Genomic DNA, 17,812 nt, shown 5'->3' on the forward strand with positions numbered 1-17,812 from the left:
AGGTTTTTTGCAATGAATCTGTTCAGTTTGCGGCGTCAGGCGCCGAGTCTCGATGACCTCGCTTTCGAGGCCGGTCCACCCCAGGCAGGCGATAGCCTGAATGCCGAGCGACTGATGCCCAGCGTCGAGCGACCGGCGCAGGTCTTCGTGCGCGGCCAGGGCTCCTGGTTGTGGGACAGCAACGACCGCGCTTATCTCGACTTCTCCCAGGCCGGCGGCGCCAACAGCCTCGGCCACAGCCCTTCGGCGCTGGTCAAGGCCATCGCCAGTCAGGCCCAGGCGTTGATCAATCCCGGTTTCAATCTGCACAACCGCGGCGTGCTCAGCCTTGCCGAGCGCCTGTGCGCCAGCACTTCCAGCGATCAGGCTTACCTGCTCAATAGCGGCAGCGAGGCCTGTGAAGCGGCGATCAAACTGGCGCGCAAATGGGGGCAACTGAATCGCGGCGGCGCCTCGCGGATCATCGTCGCGAAGCAGGGTTGCCATGGCCGCAGCCTGGCGACGATTTCCGCCTCGGACAGTTGCAATCTGCACAACCGCTTCGCGCCGTTGCTGCCGGGTTTCGATCTGGTGCCGTTCAACGATTTGCCGGCGCTGCATGCGGCTGTCGATGCGCAAACCGTGGCGATCATGCTCGAACCGATCCAGAGCGATGCCGGGGTGATTCCGGCCACCGAGCATTACCTCAAAGGCGTCGAGCGTCTGTGCCGAGAATTGGGCATTTTGCTGATCCTCGACGAAGTGCAGACCGGCATCGGGCGCTGCGGCACATTGCTCGCCGAACAGTCCTACGGCGTGCGCGCCGATATCGTTGTGCTCGGCAAAGGCCTCGGCGGCGGTGTTCCTCTGGCGGCGTTGTTGGCCCGTGGCAAGGCCTGCTGTTTTGACGCCGGTGAACTGGGCGGTACTCATCACGGCAATGCGCTGATGACAGCGGCCGGTCTGGTGGTGCTTGATAGCGTGCAGGATCGGGTATTTCTCGAGCAGGTCAAAGACCTCGGCCAGCACCTGCGCGAAGGTCTAGCTCGATTGGCACACCGCTACGGGCATGGCGAACTGCGTGGTCAAGGTCTGTTCTGGGGATTGAGCCTGTCAGAGGATTCCGCCGATGCCGTAGTCAAAGCCGCCTTGCATGAAGGCCTGCTGCTCAACGCGCCGCAAGCCAACTGCCTGCGTTTCACCCCGGCACTCAGCGTCAGCAAGGCCAACATCGACGAAATGCTCCTGCGCCTGGCCCGCGCCTTCTCGCGAGTGCGTACCGCGCAACTGCAATGCCGCAAAGGGATTGCCGTCTGAGCTGAAGTTTGCTGCCCAATTTGAAGAACCGTCTCGCGGTATAACGCACGCCCCACGCCTGATTCTTTTGGCGTGGGGCGTTTTTTTGTGCCCGATGGTGGCGATCAAATGGCGTTTGCACTGAACCCTGAAGAACTGCGCAGGTCGATTAGCTTGTATGGCTCATGTGAGCCAACCCCCATTCAGGAGCTGACCCATGGACTTCATTCGTATCATCATCGCTATTCTGTTGCCGCCACTGGGTGTGTTTCTGCAGGTCGGGTTCGGCGGGGCGTTCTGGCTGAACATTCTGCTGACGCTGTGCGGCTATATCCCGGGGATCGTGCATGCGGTGTACATCATCGCCAAGCGCTGAGTTCAGCGGCACCTGATAGATAGCTTTCGCGAGCAGGCTCGCTCCCACAGGGGATTTTGTGCACAACACAGATCCAATGTGGGAGCGAGCCTGCTCGCGAATGGGACGACGCTATTTTGAATTGGGGCGGTGATCAGTCCGCCAACCCCATCACCCGCCGATAAAACCGCCACTCCTGCTCCAGCGCATGCGCCTGATTGGCGGCGCGACGGAAACCATGGCGTTCGTCGGCGTAGTAATGCGCCTCGACCGGGATGCCGTTTTGCTCCAGCGCCGCGACCATGTCGCGGGTCTGTTGCGGCACCACCACCGCATCCAGTTCACCCTGGAAGAAAATCACCGGCACACGGATGTTGCTCGCATGCAGTAGCGGCGTGCGGGCGGCGTAGCGTTCGGCATCCTGTTCGGGATCGCCGATCAGCCAGTCGAGATAATCACCTTCAAACTTGTGGGTCGCCCGGGCGAGTGCCACCGGGTCGCTGACGCCATAGAGGCTGGCGCCCGCGCGGAACACCTGCTGAAACGCCAACGCGCATAACGTGGTGTAACCCCCGGCGCTGCCGCCGCGGATAAACGCGCGCTCGCCGTCGATCAGACCTTGCTCGGCCAGATATGCCACCACTGCGCAGGCGTCCTCGACATCCACCTCACCCCAACTCAGATGCAACGCCTGACGATATTCGCGACCGTAACCGCTGCTGCCGCGATAGTTGAGGTCGGCGACGGCGAAACCACGCTGCGTCCAGTACTGAATGCGCGGGTCGAGCATCGGGTAGCAGGCTGAGGTCGGACCGCCGTGGATGAATACCACCAGCGGCGGCTGGGCTTCGTCGTTCATCGCCGGATAGAAAAATCCGTGAGCCTCACCGCTGCCGCTCGGGTAGCGCAAGGTCTGCGGACGGCTGATGCACTCCGCCGGCAAAGGCGCCACACCGCCAGCCAGCACATTCACTTCGCGGGTAGCGCGATCAATGGCGATCACCGCAGAAGGGCTGATCGGCGAAGCGGCGATGCAATAGATAAATTGCTGATCCAGCGCCAGATGGCGGAAGCGGCTGTAGTCGCCGGTGAAGTCTTCGCCGTCGAGCGCCAGGCGACCAAAACCGCCTTCGCTCCAGCTCGCCAGAAACGAATCGCCCACCGGCAACCAGGTGCAGCCACCCATTTGCCACGGGGCGGGCGCATGATCGGCCTCGGCGCAGGACAGTCGCTGCAAACCGTCGGACGTTTCGCCCCACGGCTGCCAGAAACCGCCGCGATCAGTCAGGCATAACAAGCGTCCTTTCGCGTCGAACCGCGGTTGCTGGATCGACTCTTCAAGGTCAGCCCCCGCCACGCAATACGGTGCGCCAAAGCCACCCTCAGCCAGACGCTCGGCCACCATCAATCGCGTGGATGTCCAAGGCTGATGCGGCCGACTCCACTCGATCCAGGCCAATCGCGAACCGTCCGGGCTGGTCACCGGTGCTGCATAAAAATCCGCACCTTCAGCCAGCAAATGCCGGGTGCCGTCGGCCAGATCAATCGCTACCAGCCGATGCTGGTCGCGCAGTTCCTCGACCGCCAGCACTTGGCCGAAAGCAAAATGCAGATCGCCATAACGACACTCGCCTGAAGTCAGCGCCTCAGGCGCGCCGTCCAGCGTCTGCCGATACAGCTGCTGATCCGCCTCATTGACGAAAACCACCTCGTCCGGCGTCAGACAAAGCGCGCCACCGCCATATTCGTACACCCGGCTGCGCACGCTGAAGCCATCCGGCGTCAGACATTTCGCCGCGCCGTCTCGCCAGTGCCAGATCCGGCACGCAGCATCTTCGGGGCGATATTCATTCCAGAACAAACCGTGGGCACCGAGTTGCAGTTCGGCGAAATCCATTCCGGCGGCGACAGCCTGGGCGGCGCTGAAAGGCTCAGCCCTTGGCGATGAGGCGTGAGTTTCGTTCATTACGGAAGGCCAGTTGTTCGATGGTCTGAGTGGCGGTCTCGGCTTCTTCGCGGGCCTTGAGAATCACGCCGTGATGGTCGGACTTGCTGCACACAGGGTCGGCATTGCTCGCGTCCCCCGTGAGCATGAACGCCTGACAGCGGCAGCCGCCGAAATCCTGTTCCTTCTCGTCGCAGGAGCGGCATGGCTCGGGCATCCAGTCGTAACCGCGAAAGCGGTTGAAGCCGAACGAGTCGTACCAGATGTGCTGCATGCTGTGGTCGCGCACATTGGGAAATTGTACCGGCAGCTGTCGGGCACCATGACAGGGCAGGGCAGTACCGTCCGGAGTCACCGTCAGAAAAATACTGCCCCAGCCGTTCATGCAGGCTTTCGGGCGTTCTTCGTAGTAGTCCGGGGTGACGAAAATCAGCTTGCACGGATGCCCTTCGGCTTCCAGTTTGACGCGGTATTCGTTGGTGATGCGTTCGGCGCGCACCAGTTGCTCTTTGGTCGGCAACAGGCCGACACGGTTGAGCTGGGCCCAGCCGTAGAACTGGCAGGTGGCGAGTTCGACGAAGTCGGCTTCGAGCGCGATACATAGCTCGATGATGCGGTCGATCTTGTCGATGTTGTGTCGGTGGGTGACGAAGTTCAGCACCATCGGATAGCCGTGGGCCTTCACCGCGCGAGCCATTTCCAGTTTCTGCGCGAAGGCTTTTTTCGAGCCGGCGAGCAGGTTGTTCACTTGCTCGTCGCTGGCCTGGAAACTGATCTGGATGTGATCGAGGCCGGCCTTCTTGAAGTCACTGATCTTCTGCTCGGTCAGACCGATGCCGGAAGTGATCAGGTTGGTGTAGAAACCCAACTGTCGCGCTTCACGGATCAGTTCGGCGAGGTCCTGACGCACCAGCGGTTCGCCACCGGAAAAGCCCAGTTGCGCCGCGCCCATCTCCCGCGCTTCGCGGAAGACCTTGATCCACTGCTCGGTGCTCAGCTCTTTGCCCTGCTCGGCGAAATCCAGCGGATTGGAGCAGTACGGGCATTGCAGCGGGCAACGGTAGGTCAGCTCGGCGAGCAACCACAGCGGCAGGCCGACTTCAGGTTTTGGCGGTACTTGCACCGATGCCTCAGGCAAGTTCGATCCAGTGCTGCGCACGGGCAACCTCCATGAATTGCTCGATGTCTTCACCGAGCTCGGGCACGCCGGGAAACTGCTCGTCGAGTTTGGCGATGATCGCCGCGACATCGCGTTCACCGTCGATCAAACCGCCGATCAGCGCGGCGCTGTCGTTGAGCTTGATCATGCCCTCGGGGTAGAGCAGCACATGACCTTTTTGCGCCGGTTCGTACTGGAAACGGTAGCCGGGACGCCAGGTCGGGATCTTGCTGCGATCAAAACTCATAGGGTGATTCCTTTGTGCCAGACCCGCTGCTCGGTGACGCTGTGATACGGCGGGCGGTTCAGTTCGTAAGCCATGCTCATGGCATCGAGCATGCTCCAAAGAATGTCCAGTTTGAACTGGAGAATTTCCAGCATGCGCTCCTGACCCTCGCGGGTCTTGTAGTGCTCGAGCGTGATCGCCAGACCATGCTCGACATCGCGCCGCGCCTGACCGAGGCGAGTGCGGAAATATTCGTAACCGGCCGGGTCGATCCATGGGTAATGCCGCGGCCAGCTGTCGAGGCGCGACTGGTGGATCTGCGGCGCGAACAGCTCGGTCAACGAACTGCTGGCGGCTTCCTGCCAACTGGCGCGGCGAGCGAAATTGACGTAGGCATCGACGGCGAAACGCACGCCGGGCAGCACCAGTTCCTGGGAGCGCAGTTGATCCGGGTCGAGGCCGACCGCCTGACCGAGACGCAGCCAGGCCTCGATCCCGCCGTCTTCACCGGGGGCGCCATCGTGGTCGAGCAGGCGTTGAATCCACTCCCGGCGAATCTCGCGATCCGGGCAATTGGCGAGGATCGCCGCGTCTTTCAGGGGGATGTTCACCTGATAGTAGAAGCGGTTGGCGACCCAGCCCTGAATCTGCTCGCGGGTGGCACGGCCTTCGTACATCGCCACGTGATACGGGTGGTAGATGTGGTAGTAGGCGCCTTTGGCGCGCAGGGCCGCTTCGAATTCGGCGGGGGACAGCGGGGTGTCGGTCATTGCGGTTCTCCGGGGAACAACCCTAGAAATCTTTTCTGTTTGCACTGGCCTCTTCGCGAGCAGGCTCGCTCCCACAGGTTGATCGCATTCCAAATGTGGGAGCGAGCCTGCTCGCGAAGGGCCGCGCATCGGTATCTGCGGCTTACAGCACAATACTCATGCCATCAAACGCCACTTCAACATTACGCCGCGCCAGCTCCGCGCGCTCCGGCGAATCTTCATCGAGAATCGGGTTGGTGTTGTTGATGTGGATAAGCACCTTGCGCTGCTCGGGCAACTGCTCCAGCACTTCGAGCATGCCGTCGGGGCCGTTCTGCGCCAGGTGGCCCATCTCGCGACCGGTGCGGGTGCCGACGCCACGGCGCTGCATTTCATCGTCATCCCACAGCGTTCCGTCCACCAGCAGGCAATCACTGCCGGCCATGATCTCCAGCAATGGCACATCAACCTTGCCCAGCCCCGGTGCATAGAACAGTTTGCCGCCGGTGTTCATGTCTTCGACGATCAGGCCGATGTTGTCGCCCGGGTGCGGGTCGAAACGGTGCGGCGAATACGGTGGCGCGGCGCTGCGCAACGGCAGCGGGGTGAAGCGCAGGTTCGGGCAGGCAGCGACAGTGAAGCTCTGGTCGAGCTCGATGCGATTCCAGTTCAGTCCGCCGTTCCAGTGGGTCAGCATCTTGAACAGCGGGAAACCGGTGCTCAAATCTTCGTGAACCATGTCCGTGCACCAGACCTGATGCGGGCAGCCTTCACGCAGGCTGAGCAGGCCGGTGGTGTGGTCGATCTGGCTGTCCATCAGGATGATCGCGCTGATGCCGGTGTCGCGCAGTGCACGGCCCGGTTGCATCGGGGCGAAGCTCTGCAGTTGCGCGCGGATGTCCGGCGAAGCGTTGCACAGCACCCAGTTCACACCGTCATCGGAAATTGCGATGGACGATTGGGTGCGGGCCTTGGCATTCAGGCTGCCGTCGCGAAAGCCTGCGCAATTGACGCAGTTGCAGTTCCACTGCGGAAATCCGCCACCGGCGGCCGAACCCAGAATCTGGACGAACATGAACGCTCCCATCTTTCAACGCTGAAAATAAAACGCCCCGGCGAGCCGAGGCGTTGCACTGCAAGTCTGCGTAGGCAGAACTCAGCGGCTGGCGAAGTACATGGTGACTTCGAAGCCGATACGCAGGTCGGTGTAAGCCGGTTTTGTCCAGGACATAGGGTGACTCCTCATTGGGTGGGTGGGATAGCGCTGTCCATAGTTATAGTCCACGGCAGCGCAGGGATGTTCCAAATAGTTAGGCTGCTATGTTACTCAAAATTTCAACGGTATTGCCCGTGAATCTTTGAGAAAGCTCCTTGCAGCCTTGGTAATGATCATTTTGTCGCTTGCCACGGCGCGCCAGGTGACGATTCGTTGGCCAGGCAGCGCCAGCCGCCCTCGGCGTTGAGCAACCGCTGCGCTGCCTCCAGCAATGTTGAGCGTTTCAGTTGACTAATGGCTGTGTGCAGTTGCGCCAGATAATCCGACGAGTGGCCGGCGAGCTTGGCCTGCCACAGCAACTCGGCGGCGTCTTTGCCGGACAGATGACTCTCATCGAACTGATCCGCGAGTGACTGGCGTTGCTGGTTGAAGTCCTCTTCATCGAGGTTTTCGATCAGCGCAGGAATGCCCTCGAGGAACTGCTGGATATGCCCAAGCATTTCAACTGGCGCAGTATTTGGCGACTGCACACCAAACAGCAATCCACTCTGGCCATGCATCTGTCGCAAGGCGCTGAATACCGCGTAGCCCAATTGCAATTCGACCCGCAGGCGCTGATAAAACGGGGTTTGACACAGTTGCGCGAGCAGGCGCCAGGCGGCTTCGTCGGCGATCTCGCGGCTGGCGCTCGGGCAGAACAGCAGCAACGCATGCTCGCTGGACGCGGTGTCGATGTGGCTCCACAGATGTTGCGTATTGATCGTCGGCGCGGTCGGCAATTGATTGTCCGGTGTGCCGGGGATGCGGCTCAGGGCCAGGCCCATGGCCGATTGCGTCTGTGCGTTGAGGCCAAGGGCCAGTCCGTCCCAGCGCGAAGTTGTCCACAGCTGTTTGACGTCGTTCGACTCGACGGCCGATGACAGACAATATTCAGGCAACGCCTTGAGCAACTGGCGGATCGGTATCAACGGTGTTTCTGCCTCTGCGCTCGCTGAATCGGCGTCAATTTGCGTCAGACATTTCAGCGCGTGTTCGAGGACACTGGGCATCGGCTCCTGCAAGCCCGTCAGTTTCAGCAGCCACTGCGTGCCGGTGGCGCTGAACGCCAATTCGACGCCGGCCTGCCGCGCGTCTTCCTGCGTTTCCCACAGACTGCGTCGCAGCTTGCCTTGCAGATCTGTGCCGGCCGCCGCCTGCGTTTGCCAACGCAAATAAATCGCGCCGTGGTCGCTATGATCCGGCAACGCCTGGCTGAATTGCATCGGCGAACGCTCACGCCGACCGCGCGAGCGATCCTGAGCGAAAGTACGCAAGCCACGATGGGCGCTGGTCTGGCCGCGAATCAGGCCGGCGTTGGCCAGCGGTTCGCTGGAGCGCAGGAAAGGGTTGGCGGCAGGCAGATGCCAATGGTCGCTGAAGTTATCCACAACGCCGATGTCGCGCAGGATCTGTTTGAGCGCAACAACGCCGTTTTCCGACAGACCGTGTTCGCGTTGTTCACTGTCGAGCCGCGCCAGTTGCAGGGCGCCGCTGATTTGCTGCTGACGCTCAAGCAGCCTGGTGTACTCCTCGCGCAGCGCTGCCCAGTCCTGTTGCGCGGCAAAGAAGCTCAACCAGTCCAGCAGTTGTTCACCAATGACGCTCAGGGATTCGGCGGGGGCGGTGAATTGCAGATGCAGCAGCGCTTGCCCGGCGAACTGATACAGCGGCACGGCTTTCAAACCGTCCGCGAGGCGTTGTTGCTGCAAATGGGCGAGCAGCCCGCCGGGCTTGGCGCTGTTCAGCCAATGGCAGAGAAACGCCAGCGCTTCGGCGGACGAGTCGGGCAGCGCTTCGAAAGCGAACAACAGATTGCCGCTTCGCTCGCCGACCTGTTGATAACTTTTTACCGCCAATGGCAGCGGCGCTGCTTGCTCGACCTTATCCCCAACCGGCAGCACGGCGGCGAACTGCTGCGCCAGTACGCGCAATTCCTCGATGCTCTGCGGCCCGACCAGGCTCAGCGTCATTTGTCCGGTGCGATAAAACTGCCGGTGGAAATCTTTCAGCGCCTGTTGAAACGCTGGTAACTCAACTTTCAGGCTGTCGCGATTTCCCGCATGAAACCCGCGCAGCGGATGTGTGGCCGGCAATCCCTCGTACAGCGCCAGTTCCTGCTGAGCCGTCGGATCTTGCGACCACGCGACGAATTCAGCGTCCAGCACTTCCCGTTCGCGCAACTGATCGTGCGGATTCATACGCGGCTGGGCGAGCATGTCTGACAGACGCTCGAGCCCGGCGCTGTAGGCCGAGGTCGGCAGTTCGAAGAAGAAGTCGGTGGTGCGTTCACGGGTGCTTGCATTCACTTGGCCACCGTGACTTTGCACGTAGGCCATCAGCGCCTGACTCGCAGGAAAACGCTCAGTGCCGAGAAACAGCAGATGCTCAAGGAAATGCGCCAGCCCCGGCCACTTGAGTGGCACGTCATGGCTACCGGCAGCCACCCGCAACGCAGCGGCACTGCGCTTCAAGCCGGGCACCTGACGCAGGGTCACGCGCAAGCCGTTTGGCAGGGTTTCAGTGTGGGGGCGGGGGTGAGTCGGCGCAGGCATGGGCACTTCCAGAACAGTGAAGTGCCAATGCTAGCGGATTGGGTGGGGTCAGCGCTTGTTCAACGCATGGTAAAGCTCGGGACGGCGGTCGTTGAGGTAGCGATTGGCGGCGCGGGAATCGGCCATCAACTGTCGATCCAGCTCACCGACGATCAATGCTTCATCGAGTCCGGCCTGGGCGATACGGCTGCCGTCCGGCGCGGCGATGCTGCTTTGTCCGCAATAGTGGATCTCGCCTTCCTGCCCGCAATAATTGGCGTACGCCACGTAACACTGGTTTTCGAAGGCACGGGAACGCACGGTAACGTCAGCGACGAAATCGAACGGAATCATGTTTGCCGTCGGCACCAGAATCAGCTCGGCACCGGCCAGCGCCAGACGTCGCGCGTTCTCCGGAAACTCCAGGTCGTAGCAGATCAGAAAACCGAGCTTCCAGCCGTTGAGTTCAACCACCGGAAAATCATCTTCGCCGGGGCTGAACATCGATCGATCGAGATCGCCGAACAGATGGGTCTTGCGATAATTGCACAGGCGCTCGCCGTGCGCGTCGATCAACTGCACGGCGTTGTAGATCTGCCCGTCGGCGGTGCGCTCGGGGTAACCGTAAGCAATCGCCAGCCCGGCGGCTTTGGCGATTCGACCGATCTGTTGCGCCCATTCACCGTTGTAGACCTCGGCCAGCGTACTGACTGCCTCGGCGCCGATGTTGTAGCCGGTCAGGAACATCTCCGGCAGCACCAGCAGGTCGGCACCCTTGGCCTCCATCGCCAGTTGCTGCAGGCGATGCAGGTTGGCGGCGGGGTCCAGGGGCAGCGGTGGGCATTGGTAAAGGGCTACACGCATCGGGGAATCCTCTTACTCGGGCAGGGCGATAGGGCCGATGTCTTTGAACACATCACCCGGGCCCGGGTTCTCTTTATGTGTCGAACCGCCGAAATGCTTCATGATCCCCCACACCGCGTTGAGCGACGTCTGCACCGCGCCTTCGACCCATGCCGGCGTCCACGACACGTCGTCACCGGCGATGAAAATCCCCCGTTGCTCGGCGGGCATGTCGTCCTGCATGAAGTGCGCGTACATGCGCTGGTTGTAGCGATAGTGGCCGGGCAGGGCGCCTTTGAATGCGCCGAGGAAGTACGGGTCGGCTTCCCATGACACGGTGATCGGATCGCCGATGATCCGCGCGGCGATATCGACTTTCGGGTAGATCTTCTTCAGCGCGTTCAACGCCAGCTCTACGCGTTTTTCCACCGGGTGCGGCAGCATCTTCAGCGCGTCGCTCATCCACGAGTAGGACAGGCAGATCACCCCCGGCTTGTCGTCACCGTTGTCGAACAGATAGGTGCCGCGGGTCAGGCGATCGGTGAGGGTCATGCTCATCAGGTCGCGGCCGGTTTGCGGATCCTTGTCCTTCCAGAATGGCCGGTCGACCATCACGAAGGTCTTCGACGACTGCATGTAGCGCGTGCGATCCAGCGCCATCCACATCTTCTGCGAGAACAGGGTTTCGTCGCATTCGATCTGGGTGGTCAGCAGCCAGCTCTGGCAGGTGGTCAGCACGGCGGCGTACTCGCGGGTGTCGCCGTTGTTGTCGGTGACGGCGAAACGGCTGTCCGGCGCGTGAGCGATTTTCTTCACGCCGGAACGTGGCGCGCCACGGTGCAGGGATTTCAGACTGGTGCCTTCAGGCCAGTGCACGCAGCGCTCCGGCACATGGCGCCAGATGCCTTGCGGCACTTGCTCCACACCGCCCACCACCAGGTGCTGGTGATCGTCGCAGTTGGTCATCACCACGCGGAAGATTTCCAGCATCGAATTGGGGAAGTCCGAGTCCCAGCCGCCGGTACCGAAACCGACCTGACCGAACACTTCGCGGTGATGGAACGAGAGTTTGGCGAAGGCTTTGGAAGTGGCAACGAAGTCGTAGAACGTGCGGTCGTCCCACAGTGGAACGAGTTTATTCCACAGTTCTTTGAGGCGTGGTACGTCGCGCTCACGGATCGCTTGCTGGATATCAGCGAACTGCGAGCCAGCCTCCAGTGCATCCGCCCAGGCGTCAGCCACTTCCTGGAACAGTGCAGGAAGATCCTTCAGGCTTTGTGCGTAATGGGTTTTGCCTTCGAGATCGATCACCGTGCTGCCGGAGGCCGGTGTCAGCGGGTTCGGGAACGGTTTGGTCTCGAGACCGAGCTTGTCGACGTAGTGATAAAACGCAGTTGAGGACACCGGGAAACGCATGCCACCCAGTTCCGCGACGATGCCGTCGGTGCCGTTGAACGCTTGCGAACGCAGGCGGCCACCCAGTTTCGAGGCCTCGTACACCACTGGTTTCAAGCCGAGCTTCATCAGTTCGTAGGCGGCCACCAGACCCGCGATACCCGCGCCGACAATCGCCACTTCAGCGCCATGATGGTGTTCAGGAATGCTGCCGAGACCGGCCGGGTGTTCGATCCAGTCGTCGAAGGCGAACGGAAAGTCCGGGCCGAAAATGGTGACGGGTTTCTTACCGTCTGCAGGATGGCGATTGTTCTTGTTCATGGCTGACCTTGCTGGCGACCCGACGCAGGATGCGCGTCTGAGTATAGGAAAAGATGCCAGCCATTCTAGGGAGCGTAGAACACGTTAATAAGATGCAAAGTGTCGTCGTTTTGCCATTCTATTGATCAAAGTGACAATCTTTTACTGTACTTCGATCATTGTGGGGGGGGCTTGCTCGCGAAGGCAATGTTCCCGCCACCAAGGAAGGTGGCTGACAGACCGCTTTCGCGAGCAAGCCCGCTCCCACAGTTGGTTTTGTGTCTGACGCAGATTCTGCGCTCAACCCGGCCAAACGTGGGAGCGGGCTTGCTCGCGAAGAGGCCCTATATATCTGCCGAAATGTGTCGTCACACTCAAACCGGCTGCCCCCGATCAATCTTGCTGCTCAAAATGATCGAGGTCGTGGTCTTCTCCACCCCATCCACACTGCCAATCTGATCCAGCAACTGATCGAGCTGCTCCGGCGAATCGGTGCGCAGCCACGCCACATAATCAAATTCGCCACTCACCGCACACAACTGCTGCACCTGCGCCATCGCACTCAACCGACGCAATACCTCTTTGCCGGAACGCGGCTGCACCTTGATCCCGACATACGCCTGCAACCCGCCATCGACCACGCGCTGCCCCAAACGTACGCCATAACCGGTGATCACCTTGGCCCTCTCCAGCCGCGCCAACCGCGATGTGACGGTGGTCCGCGCAATGCCCAGCTGCCGGGCAAGCATGGCCACGCTTTCGCGGGCGTTGATTTGCAGGGCGGCGATCAGCTGGCGGTCGATTTCGTCGAGGGCGGGTGGGCGGGTGTCGGGCAAGGGTCGGCTCCGTGACTGTCGAGGTCGGATGAGTTTGCATGTTACAGGCACTATCAGCGACACGCTGCTGGCGATGACTGAACACGTCACTTATGCGTGGAGGCAATTGTTGCGCCAAAACAAACATCAAATATTTGGTTTGACTTGCCGGGCCTATTTATCAAGAATGCCAACAAGAGCGCGAAATCTGCTGCCTTGCAGGGCTTTAGCGGACGTAGGTACCTCAGCGATGCTGCAACATCGGTGTAAGGTGAGACCTCTTCATCCCATTTCCTGAGGATGCAAATATCAGGATTTAAATATCAAGGGCAGCCAAATGGCTGCCCTTTTCTTTGTCTTCAAGAATGTACCGCTTGTACAAAAGATCGCCATGGCGGTGCTTGTTCATTGCTCTTGACGGAGCGTGCATGAAATTCCAGAGGACGTGCCCGTTCCGCACATCGACCACGACGAGCATGTCGTTTTTTGCCTCATAGGCGTTGATGAATGCCAATCGGAAACCGCCATTATCGTAGAGGACTTTCCATACTTCGAATGGTCCCGCCAGCGTGTCGATGGCATGCCGAACATAGCGTTCTCGGGAGTCTGGACGTTTCTCGACTATATGGGCCAGTTTGTCTCGCATGACTGCAACGTTTCCAATAGGCGTGAGGATGGTAACCGCCAATACGGAGTCGTCGAAGAATCCGAAGTGATCCAAGAGGATTTTGAGGGCGCCTTCTGCGTCGTCAGCCCTCTTTATTTCTTCTATTGCGGCTGACCGAAGCTCTCGCGATAACGTTCTCAGATCGGGTAGAGCAAGGTCGATCCAGGTTTGTTGATCGGCTGCTTCCTTTATCAGTGGCGCAGCATTCACAAGCATAAAAACAATCCTGGACGGGCAGTGGCGTCCGGAGATTACTTGTCTGGGGAAACAGTCAACAAGGCGCGGGGAGGGGAGAAAACATAACTTCGGAACATTCCTACGGCCTTCGGGGAGGTCTTCCGAACATTGCGCTCGCAAAGATTGTCCCCTCAACTGATCGCCCAAGAAAAAGCCGCGCATGTAGCGCGGCTTTCAAATGTGGTGGGCCCACACGGACTTGAACCGTGGACCAAAGGATTATGAGTCCTCTGCTCTAACCAACTGAGCTATAGGCCCTCAGTAGGCCGCGGATTATAGCGACGGTTTGGCGGCTGTGCTATCCGAATAATCCGATACGGTTACACGAAGAAACGTTGCGGCGAATTCTTCCGGGGGCAGCGGCAGGCTGACGATGTAGCCCTGGATCTGTTCGCAACCTTCGGCGGCGAGGAATTGTTGCTGGGCCTGGGTCTCGACGCCTTCGGCGATCACGGTGAATTGCATGCTCCGGCCCAGAGCGATGATCGCGCGGACAATCGCCGCGTCGTGCGGGTCATCGGGCAGTCCGCGAACAAAGGACTGGTCGATCTTGAGGATGTCCAGCGGCAGGCGTTTGAGGTAACTGAGCGAAGAATAACCGGTGCCGAAGTCGTCGATCGCCAGTTGTACGCCCAAGTGTTTGAGCTGGTGCAGCACCGCCAAGGCCTCCTCGGCCTGGCTCATGATGAAGTTTTCGGTAATTTCCAGTTGCAGTAAATCCGGCTGCAGACGGTTGTCCCTGAGCAGTTGTTCGATGCGTCCGAGCAGATTCGGCTGGCGTAGTTGCGCACCGGCGAGGTTGACTGACAGCGGGCCGAGGCTGTCGTAGATCTGGCTCCACTCGAACATCTGCCGGCAGGCGGTCTCGAGCACCCAATCGCCGATCTGCAGGATCATGCCGTTCTCTTCGGCCAGTGGAATGAAGTGCTCCGGCGGCACTTCGCCGAAGGTCGGGTGACGCCAGCGGATCAGTGCTTCGGCACCGACCAGGCGATGGTCGTCGAGGCTGATTTTCGGTTGGTAGTAGAGGAACAACTCTTCGCGCTCGATGGCCCGGCGCAGTTCGTGCTCCAGTGCCACGCGCTCGCTGGCCTGGGCAGTGAGGTCGCGAGTGTAGCTTTCGACGCGGTTGCGGCCCTTGGCCTTGGAGCGGTACATCGCCGCGTCGGCGTTTTTCACCAAGGTGGCGACATCGCAGCCATCCCGTGGATAGAGGCTGGTGCCGATGCTGGCGCTGATGAAGAACTCGTGCTCACCGGCCTGAAACGGTGCGCCAAAGCAGTTGAGCAGTTTGAATGCGATGTTGTCGGCATCGCTGGCTTGTTGCAGACCCGGCAGCAGAATGATGAATTCATCACCGCCCAGTCGTGCGACGGTGTCGATATCACGCAGTTGTTCTTTCAAACGCACGGCAATGCCTTTGAGCAGCAGATCGCCAACCGGGTGGCCGAGGCTGTCGTTGATGTGTTTGAAGCGGTCGAGATCGAGGAACAGCACCGCGCCCTGACCACCGTTTTCCTGCTGACTGTTCAGCGCGGTGAGCAGGCGACTTTCGAACAGGGTGCGATTCGGCAGGCCGGTGAGCGGGTCGTGGTGCGCCTGATAGTCGAGCTTGGCTTGTGCGTGTTTGAGGCTGGAGATATCGGCGAACACCGCGACGAAGTGGGTGATGAACTTGTCGCGGTTGCGTACGGCGCTGATGGTCAGCCAGCTCGGATACAACTCGCCGTTCTTGCGCCGGTTGGAAATCTCGCCCTGCCAGTGTCCCTCAGCAGTCAACTGGTGCCACATTGCCGCATAAAACGCGCTGTCATGCAGTCCCGAGGCGAGCAGACGCGGGGTGTGGCCGAGGGCTTCGCTTTCGCTGTAGCCGGTGATTTCGGTGAACGCACGGTTCACCGCGCTGATGTGCTGCTGGGTGTCGGTGATCAACACGCCTTCGGCGGTGCTCTCGAATACGGTGGCCGCCTGCTGCAGTTTTTCCTGCATCAAATGGCGCTCGGTGATGTCCCGGGCGATGGTCAACATGCAATCTTCTTCGCCGATCGGTAGCGGACGGCTGGACACTTCGCACAGACGGATCTGCCCGTCGCTGCGGCGGATATGGCAGGTGAAATCGCGTACGAAGCCGTCGCGGTGCAGCAGGTCGAGCATCTGCTTGCGTTCGTTGAGATTGACCCAGATCCCCAGGTCCAGCGCCGAGCGATCCACCGACATCGCGCTGTTGAACCCGGTGATGCGGCTGAAGCCCTCGTTGACCTCCAGCAGCAAGCCATCGCTCTGACGCGACAGCAGCAAGCCGTCCGGCGAGGCGTGAAAGGCTTTGGCGAACTTCTCTTCGGAGGTTTGCAGTTGCTGCTGGGTTTCCTTGAGCTGGGTGATGTCGCGCACGACCACCACCAGCGCCGGAGTGGTGTCGAGGTCGAAGGGCTCGGCGGAGATCAGACCGGTGAACACCTGGCCATTGTTGCGGCGAAAGGGCATCTCCAGGTTGCGGATACTGCCGGCCTGCAAGCGCTGTAACAGCCCGGGCCCGACCCCGGGGATGCCCCAGATGTTGAGTTCGGTGGCGGTCTGGCCGACGACGTCCTTGGCCTTGAGGCCGATCTGTTCTTCAAAGGCTTCGTTGACCTCCAGCAGACAGCCGTCGGACAACCGCGCGATCACGAGGATATCCGGGCATTGCTGGAACACCGACGCGAACTTCTGCTCCGAAAGCCGCAGCGCCTCCTCAGTGCGCTTGGTTTCGCTGATGTCGATCATCAGCCCGCGCATCACAGGCTCGTGGCCATGTTCAATCAGACTGACAATGTCACGCACCCACAGGCAGCGCCCGTCAGCGGTGATCACCCGATAGTCGAGGGTGTGATCGCGTCCGTCGCGTACCGCCTCATCGCAAATGGCCTGGGCGCGGGTCAGGTCGGCGGGGTGAATGATGTTGCGCCAGAAGCCCGGAATCAGCCAGTGCGCCTGTGGATAACCGAGCAGATCTTCGGCATGGGGCGACACATAGCTGTAGGTAAAGTCGCTCATGCGCGCTTCCCAGGCGATGGCCGAAAGGCTCTCGACCAATCCGCGGTAATGATATTCGCTGCTGCGCAATTCCTGTTCTAGGTCGACGCGGCGGGCGATTTCCGAACTCAAGCGGCGATTGATGCGAATGACCACCGCCAGAATGCTGACCAGCAGCAACAGGCCCGGAAGGCCATAGATCAGAAGATCCGACCAGAATGTCCGATGGTCCAGAACATTACCGACCCAATGTTCCTGAATGCTGCTGATTTCCTCGGGGCTCATGTCCGCCAGGACTTTGTCCAGAATACCCACCAGCATTTTGTTGTCGCGGGGTACGCCCATTGCCAGCTGATAGCGATACGGGGTTTCGCCGCTCACGTATAAACCGTCGAGCTTGAGCTGGCGCAGACTCCAGACGCTGGAGGCAAGGTCGCCGACCACGGCGTCTACCTCATCGGTAGCCAGAGCCTGCAAGGCCGAGCTGACATTGGGCATGGCCACCAGATTCAGGTCGGGATGGTGGGTGCGCAGAAGTTCGTGGGGGGCGTAGTTCTCCACCACGGCGATCTTCAGACCGTACAGGTCCTCGATTTTGCGCGGTTGTGCGCCGCCGATATGGGCGAGGATCACGATCGGGAAATCGAGGTAGGGGCGGGTAAACGACAGATAGTTCTGGCGCTCCGGCGTGGACATGATCCCCGGCAGCAGGTCGATCTTGCCGGTTTTCACCTGCGCCAGCACTTCGGTCCAGCTCGATGGCTCGACCGGATTGAGTTTGATCGACAGGCGCTGGCGGATCACGTCGATATAGTCGGCGGCCAGGCCTTGATAGCGATTCTGTTCATCGCGGAACTCGAACGGCGGCCACGACGCATCGACACCCAGGCGCAAGTCCGGGTGAGCCGCCAGCCAGCTACGTTCTTCATCGGTCAGAGTCAGCGCGTCAGCCGTTGCGGTCCAGATCATCAGTGACAGCAAGAAAAGCACGGGCGCCAGTCTGGGCATAACCGTCTCGTTATGGCACGGGATTCATTGTTTCGAGTGT

General features: G+C 60.4%; 14 protein-coding genes and 1 tRNA gene. 2 read left to right on the forward strand and 13 right to left on the reverse strand.

Features of this window, described 5'->3' with window-relative positions; all coding sequences use genetic code 11:
• The first annotated feature begins 12 nt into the window (after positions 1-12).
• Positions 13-1,296, forward strand: a complete 1,284-nt coding sequence (locus H043_RS0103290) for an aspartate aminotransferase family protein (RefSeq protein WP_027610698.1) — start codon at positions 13-15, stop codon at positions 1,294-1,296.
• Between the two features lie 196 nt (positions 1,297-1,492).
• Positions 1,493-1,651: a YqaE/Pmp3 family membrane protein gene (locus H043_RS29560; protein ID WP_003228885.1), complete on the forward strand. Its 159-nt coding sequence runs from the start codon at positions 1,493-1,495 to the stop codon at positions 1,649-1,651.
• Positions 1,652-1,784: 133 nt separating this feature from the next.
• On the opposite strand, the gene H043_RS0103300 is transcribed toward H043_RS29560, so the two are convergent.
• The 13 genes from H043_RS0103300 to H043_RS0103355 all read right to left on the reverse strand — a co-directional run bounded on the left by H043_RS0103300 (position 1,785) and on the right by H043_RS0103355 (position 17,772).
• Entirely contained in the window at positions 1,785-3,596 is a 1,812-nt protein-coding gene (locus H043_RS0103300; protein WP_027610699.1) for a S9 family peptidase, read from the reverse strand.
• The gene (pqqE, locus tag H043_RS0103305) at positions 3,562-4,734 is read right to left on the reverse strand and encodes a pyrroloquinoline quinone biosynthesis protein PqqE (RefSeq protein WP_027610700.1); all 1,173 of its coding nucleotides are present in this window, start codon (positions 4,732-4,734) and stop codon (positions 3,562-3,564) included. The genes H043_RS0103300 and pqqE overlap by 35 nt, the downstream gene beginning before the upstream one ends.
• Positions 4,706-4,981, reverse strand: a complete 276-nt coding sequence (pqqD, locus tag H043_RS0103310; RefSeq protein WP_003228880.1) for a pyrroloquinoline quinone biosynthesis peptide chaperone PqqD — start codon at positions 4,979-4,981, stop codon at positions 4,706-4,708. Before pqqD ends, pqqE begins: the two co-directional genes overlap by 29 nt.
• The gene (gene pqqC, locus H043_RS0103315) at positions 4,978-5,730 is read right to left on the reverse strand and encodes a pyrroloquinoline-quinone synthase PqqC (RefSeq protein WP_027610701.1); all 753 of its coding nucleotides are present in this window, start codon (positions 5,728-5,730) and stop codon (positions 4,978-4,980) included. The genes pqqD and pqqC overlap by 4 nt, the downstream gene beginning before the upstream one ends.
• Before the next feature lie 142 nt (positions 5,731-5,872).
• Positions 5,873-6,784: a pyrroloquinoline quinone biosynthesis protein PqqB gene (gene pqqB, locus H043_RS0103320; RefSeq protein ID WP_027610702.1), complete on the reverse strand. Its 912-nt coding sequence runs from the start codon at positions 6,782-6,784 to the stop codon at positions 5,873-5,875.
• Between the two features lie 81 nt (positions 6,785-6,865).
• The gene (gene pqqA / locus H043_RS29565) at positions 6,866-6,940 is read right to left on the reverse strand and encodes a pyrroloquinoline quinone precursor peptide PqqA (RefSeq protein WP_003422658.1); all 75 of its coding nucleotides are present in this window, start codon (positions 6,938-6,940) and stop codon (positions 6,866-6,868) included.
• A gap of 158 nt (positions 6,941-7,098) precedes the next feature.
• Complete coding sequence (gene pqqF / locus H043_RS0103325) at positions 7,099-9,516, reverse strand: pyrroloquinoline quinone biosynthesis protein PqqF (protein ID WP_027610703.1); 2,418 nt, start codon at positions 9,514-9,516, stop codon at positions 7,099-7,101.
• A 48-nt stretch (positions 9,517-9,564) separates the two neighbouring features.
• On the reverse strand, positions 9,565-10,359 hold the full coding sequence (locus tag H043_RS0103330) for a carbon-nitrogen hydrolase family protein (RefSeq protein WP_027610704.1): 795 nt from the start codon (positions 10,357-10,359) through the stop codon (positions 9,565-9,567).
• 12 nt (positions 10,360-10,371) lie between these two features.
• Positions 10,372-12,054: an NAD(P)/FAD-dependent oxidoreductase gene (locus tag H043_RS0103335; RefSeq protein ID WP_027610705.1), complete on the reverse strand. Its 1,683-nt coding sequence runs from the start codon at positions 12,052-12,054 to the stop codon at positions 10,372-10,374.
• A 353-nt stretch (positions 12,055-12,407) separates the two neighbouring features.
• Positions 12,408-12,869 carry an Lrp/AsnC family transcriptional regulator gene (locus H043_RS0103340; protein ID WP_027610706.1) on the reverse strand — a complete coding sequence of 154 codons (462 nt, stop codon included), beginning with the start codon at positions 12,867-12,869 and terminating at the stop codon, positions 12,408-12,410.
• 295 nt (positions 12,870-13,164) lie between these two features.
• On the reverse strand, positions 13,165-13,731 hold the full coding sequence (locus H043_RS0103345; RefSeq protein WP_027610707.1) for a PBECR2 nuclease fold domain-containing protein: 567 nt from the start codon (positions 13,729-13,731) through the stop codon (positions 13,165-13,167).
• A gap of 202 nt (positions 13,732-13,933) precedes the next feature.
• Positions 13,934-14,010: transfer RNA gene (locus H043_RS0103350), tRNA-Ile, on the reverse strand.
• 15 nt (positions 14,011-14,025) lie between these two features.
• Complete coding sequence (locus tag H043_RS0103355) at positions 14,026-17,772, reverse strand: bifunctional diguanylate cyclase/phosphodiesterase (protein ID WP_027610708.1); 3,747 nt, start codon at positions 17,770-17,772, stop codon at positions 14,026-14,028.
• Positions 17,773-17,812: the final 40 nt, after the last annotated feature.

This window comes from Pseudomonas sp. URIL14HWK12:I6, assembly GCF_000514195.1.
Lineage (GTDB): Bacteria > Pseudomonadota > Gammaproteobacteria > Pseudomonadales > Pseudomonadaceae > Aquipseudomonas > Aquipseudomonas putida_A.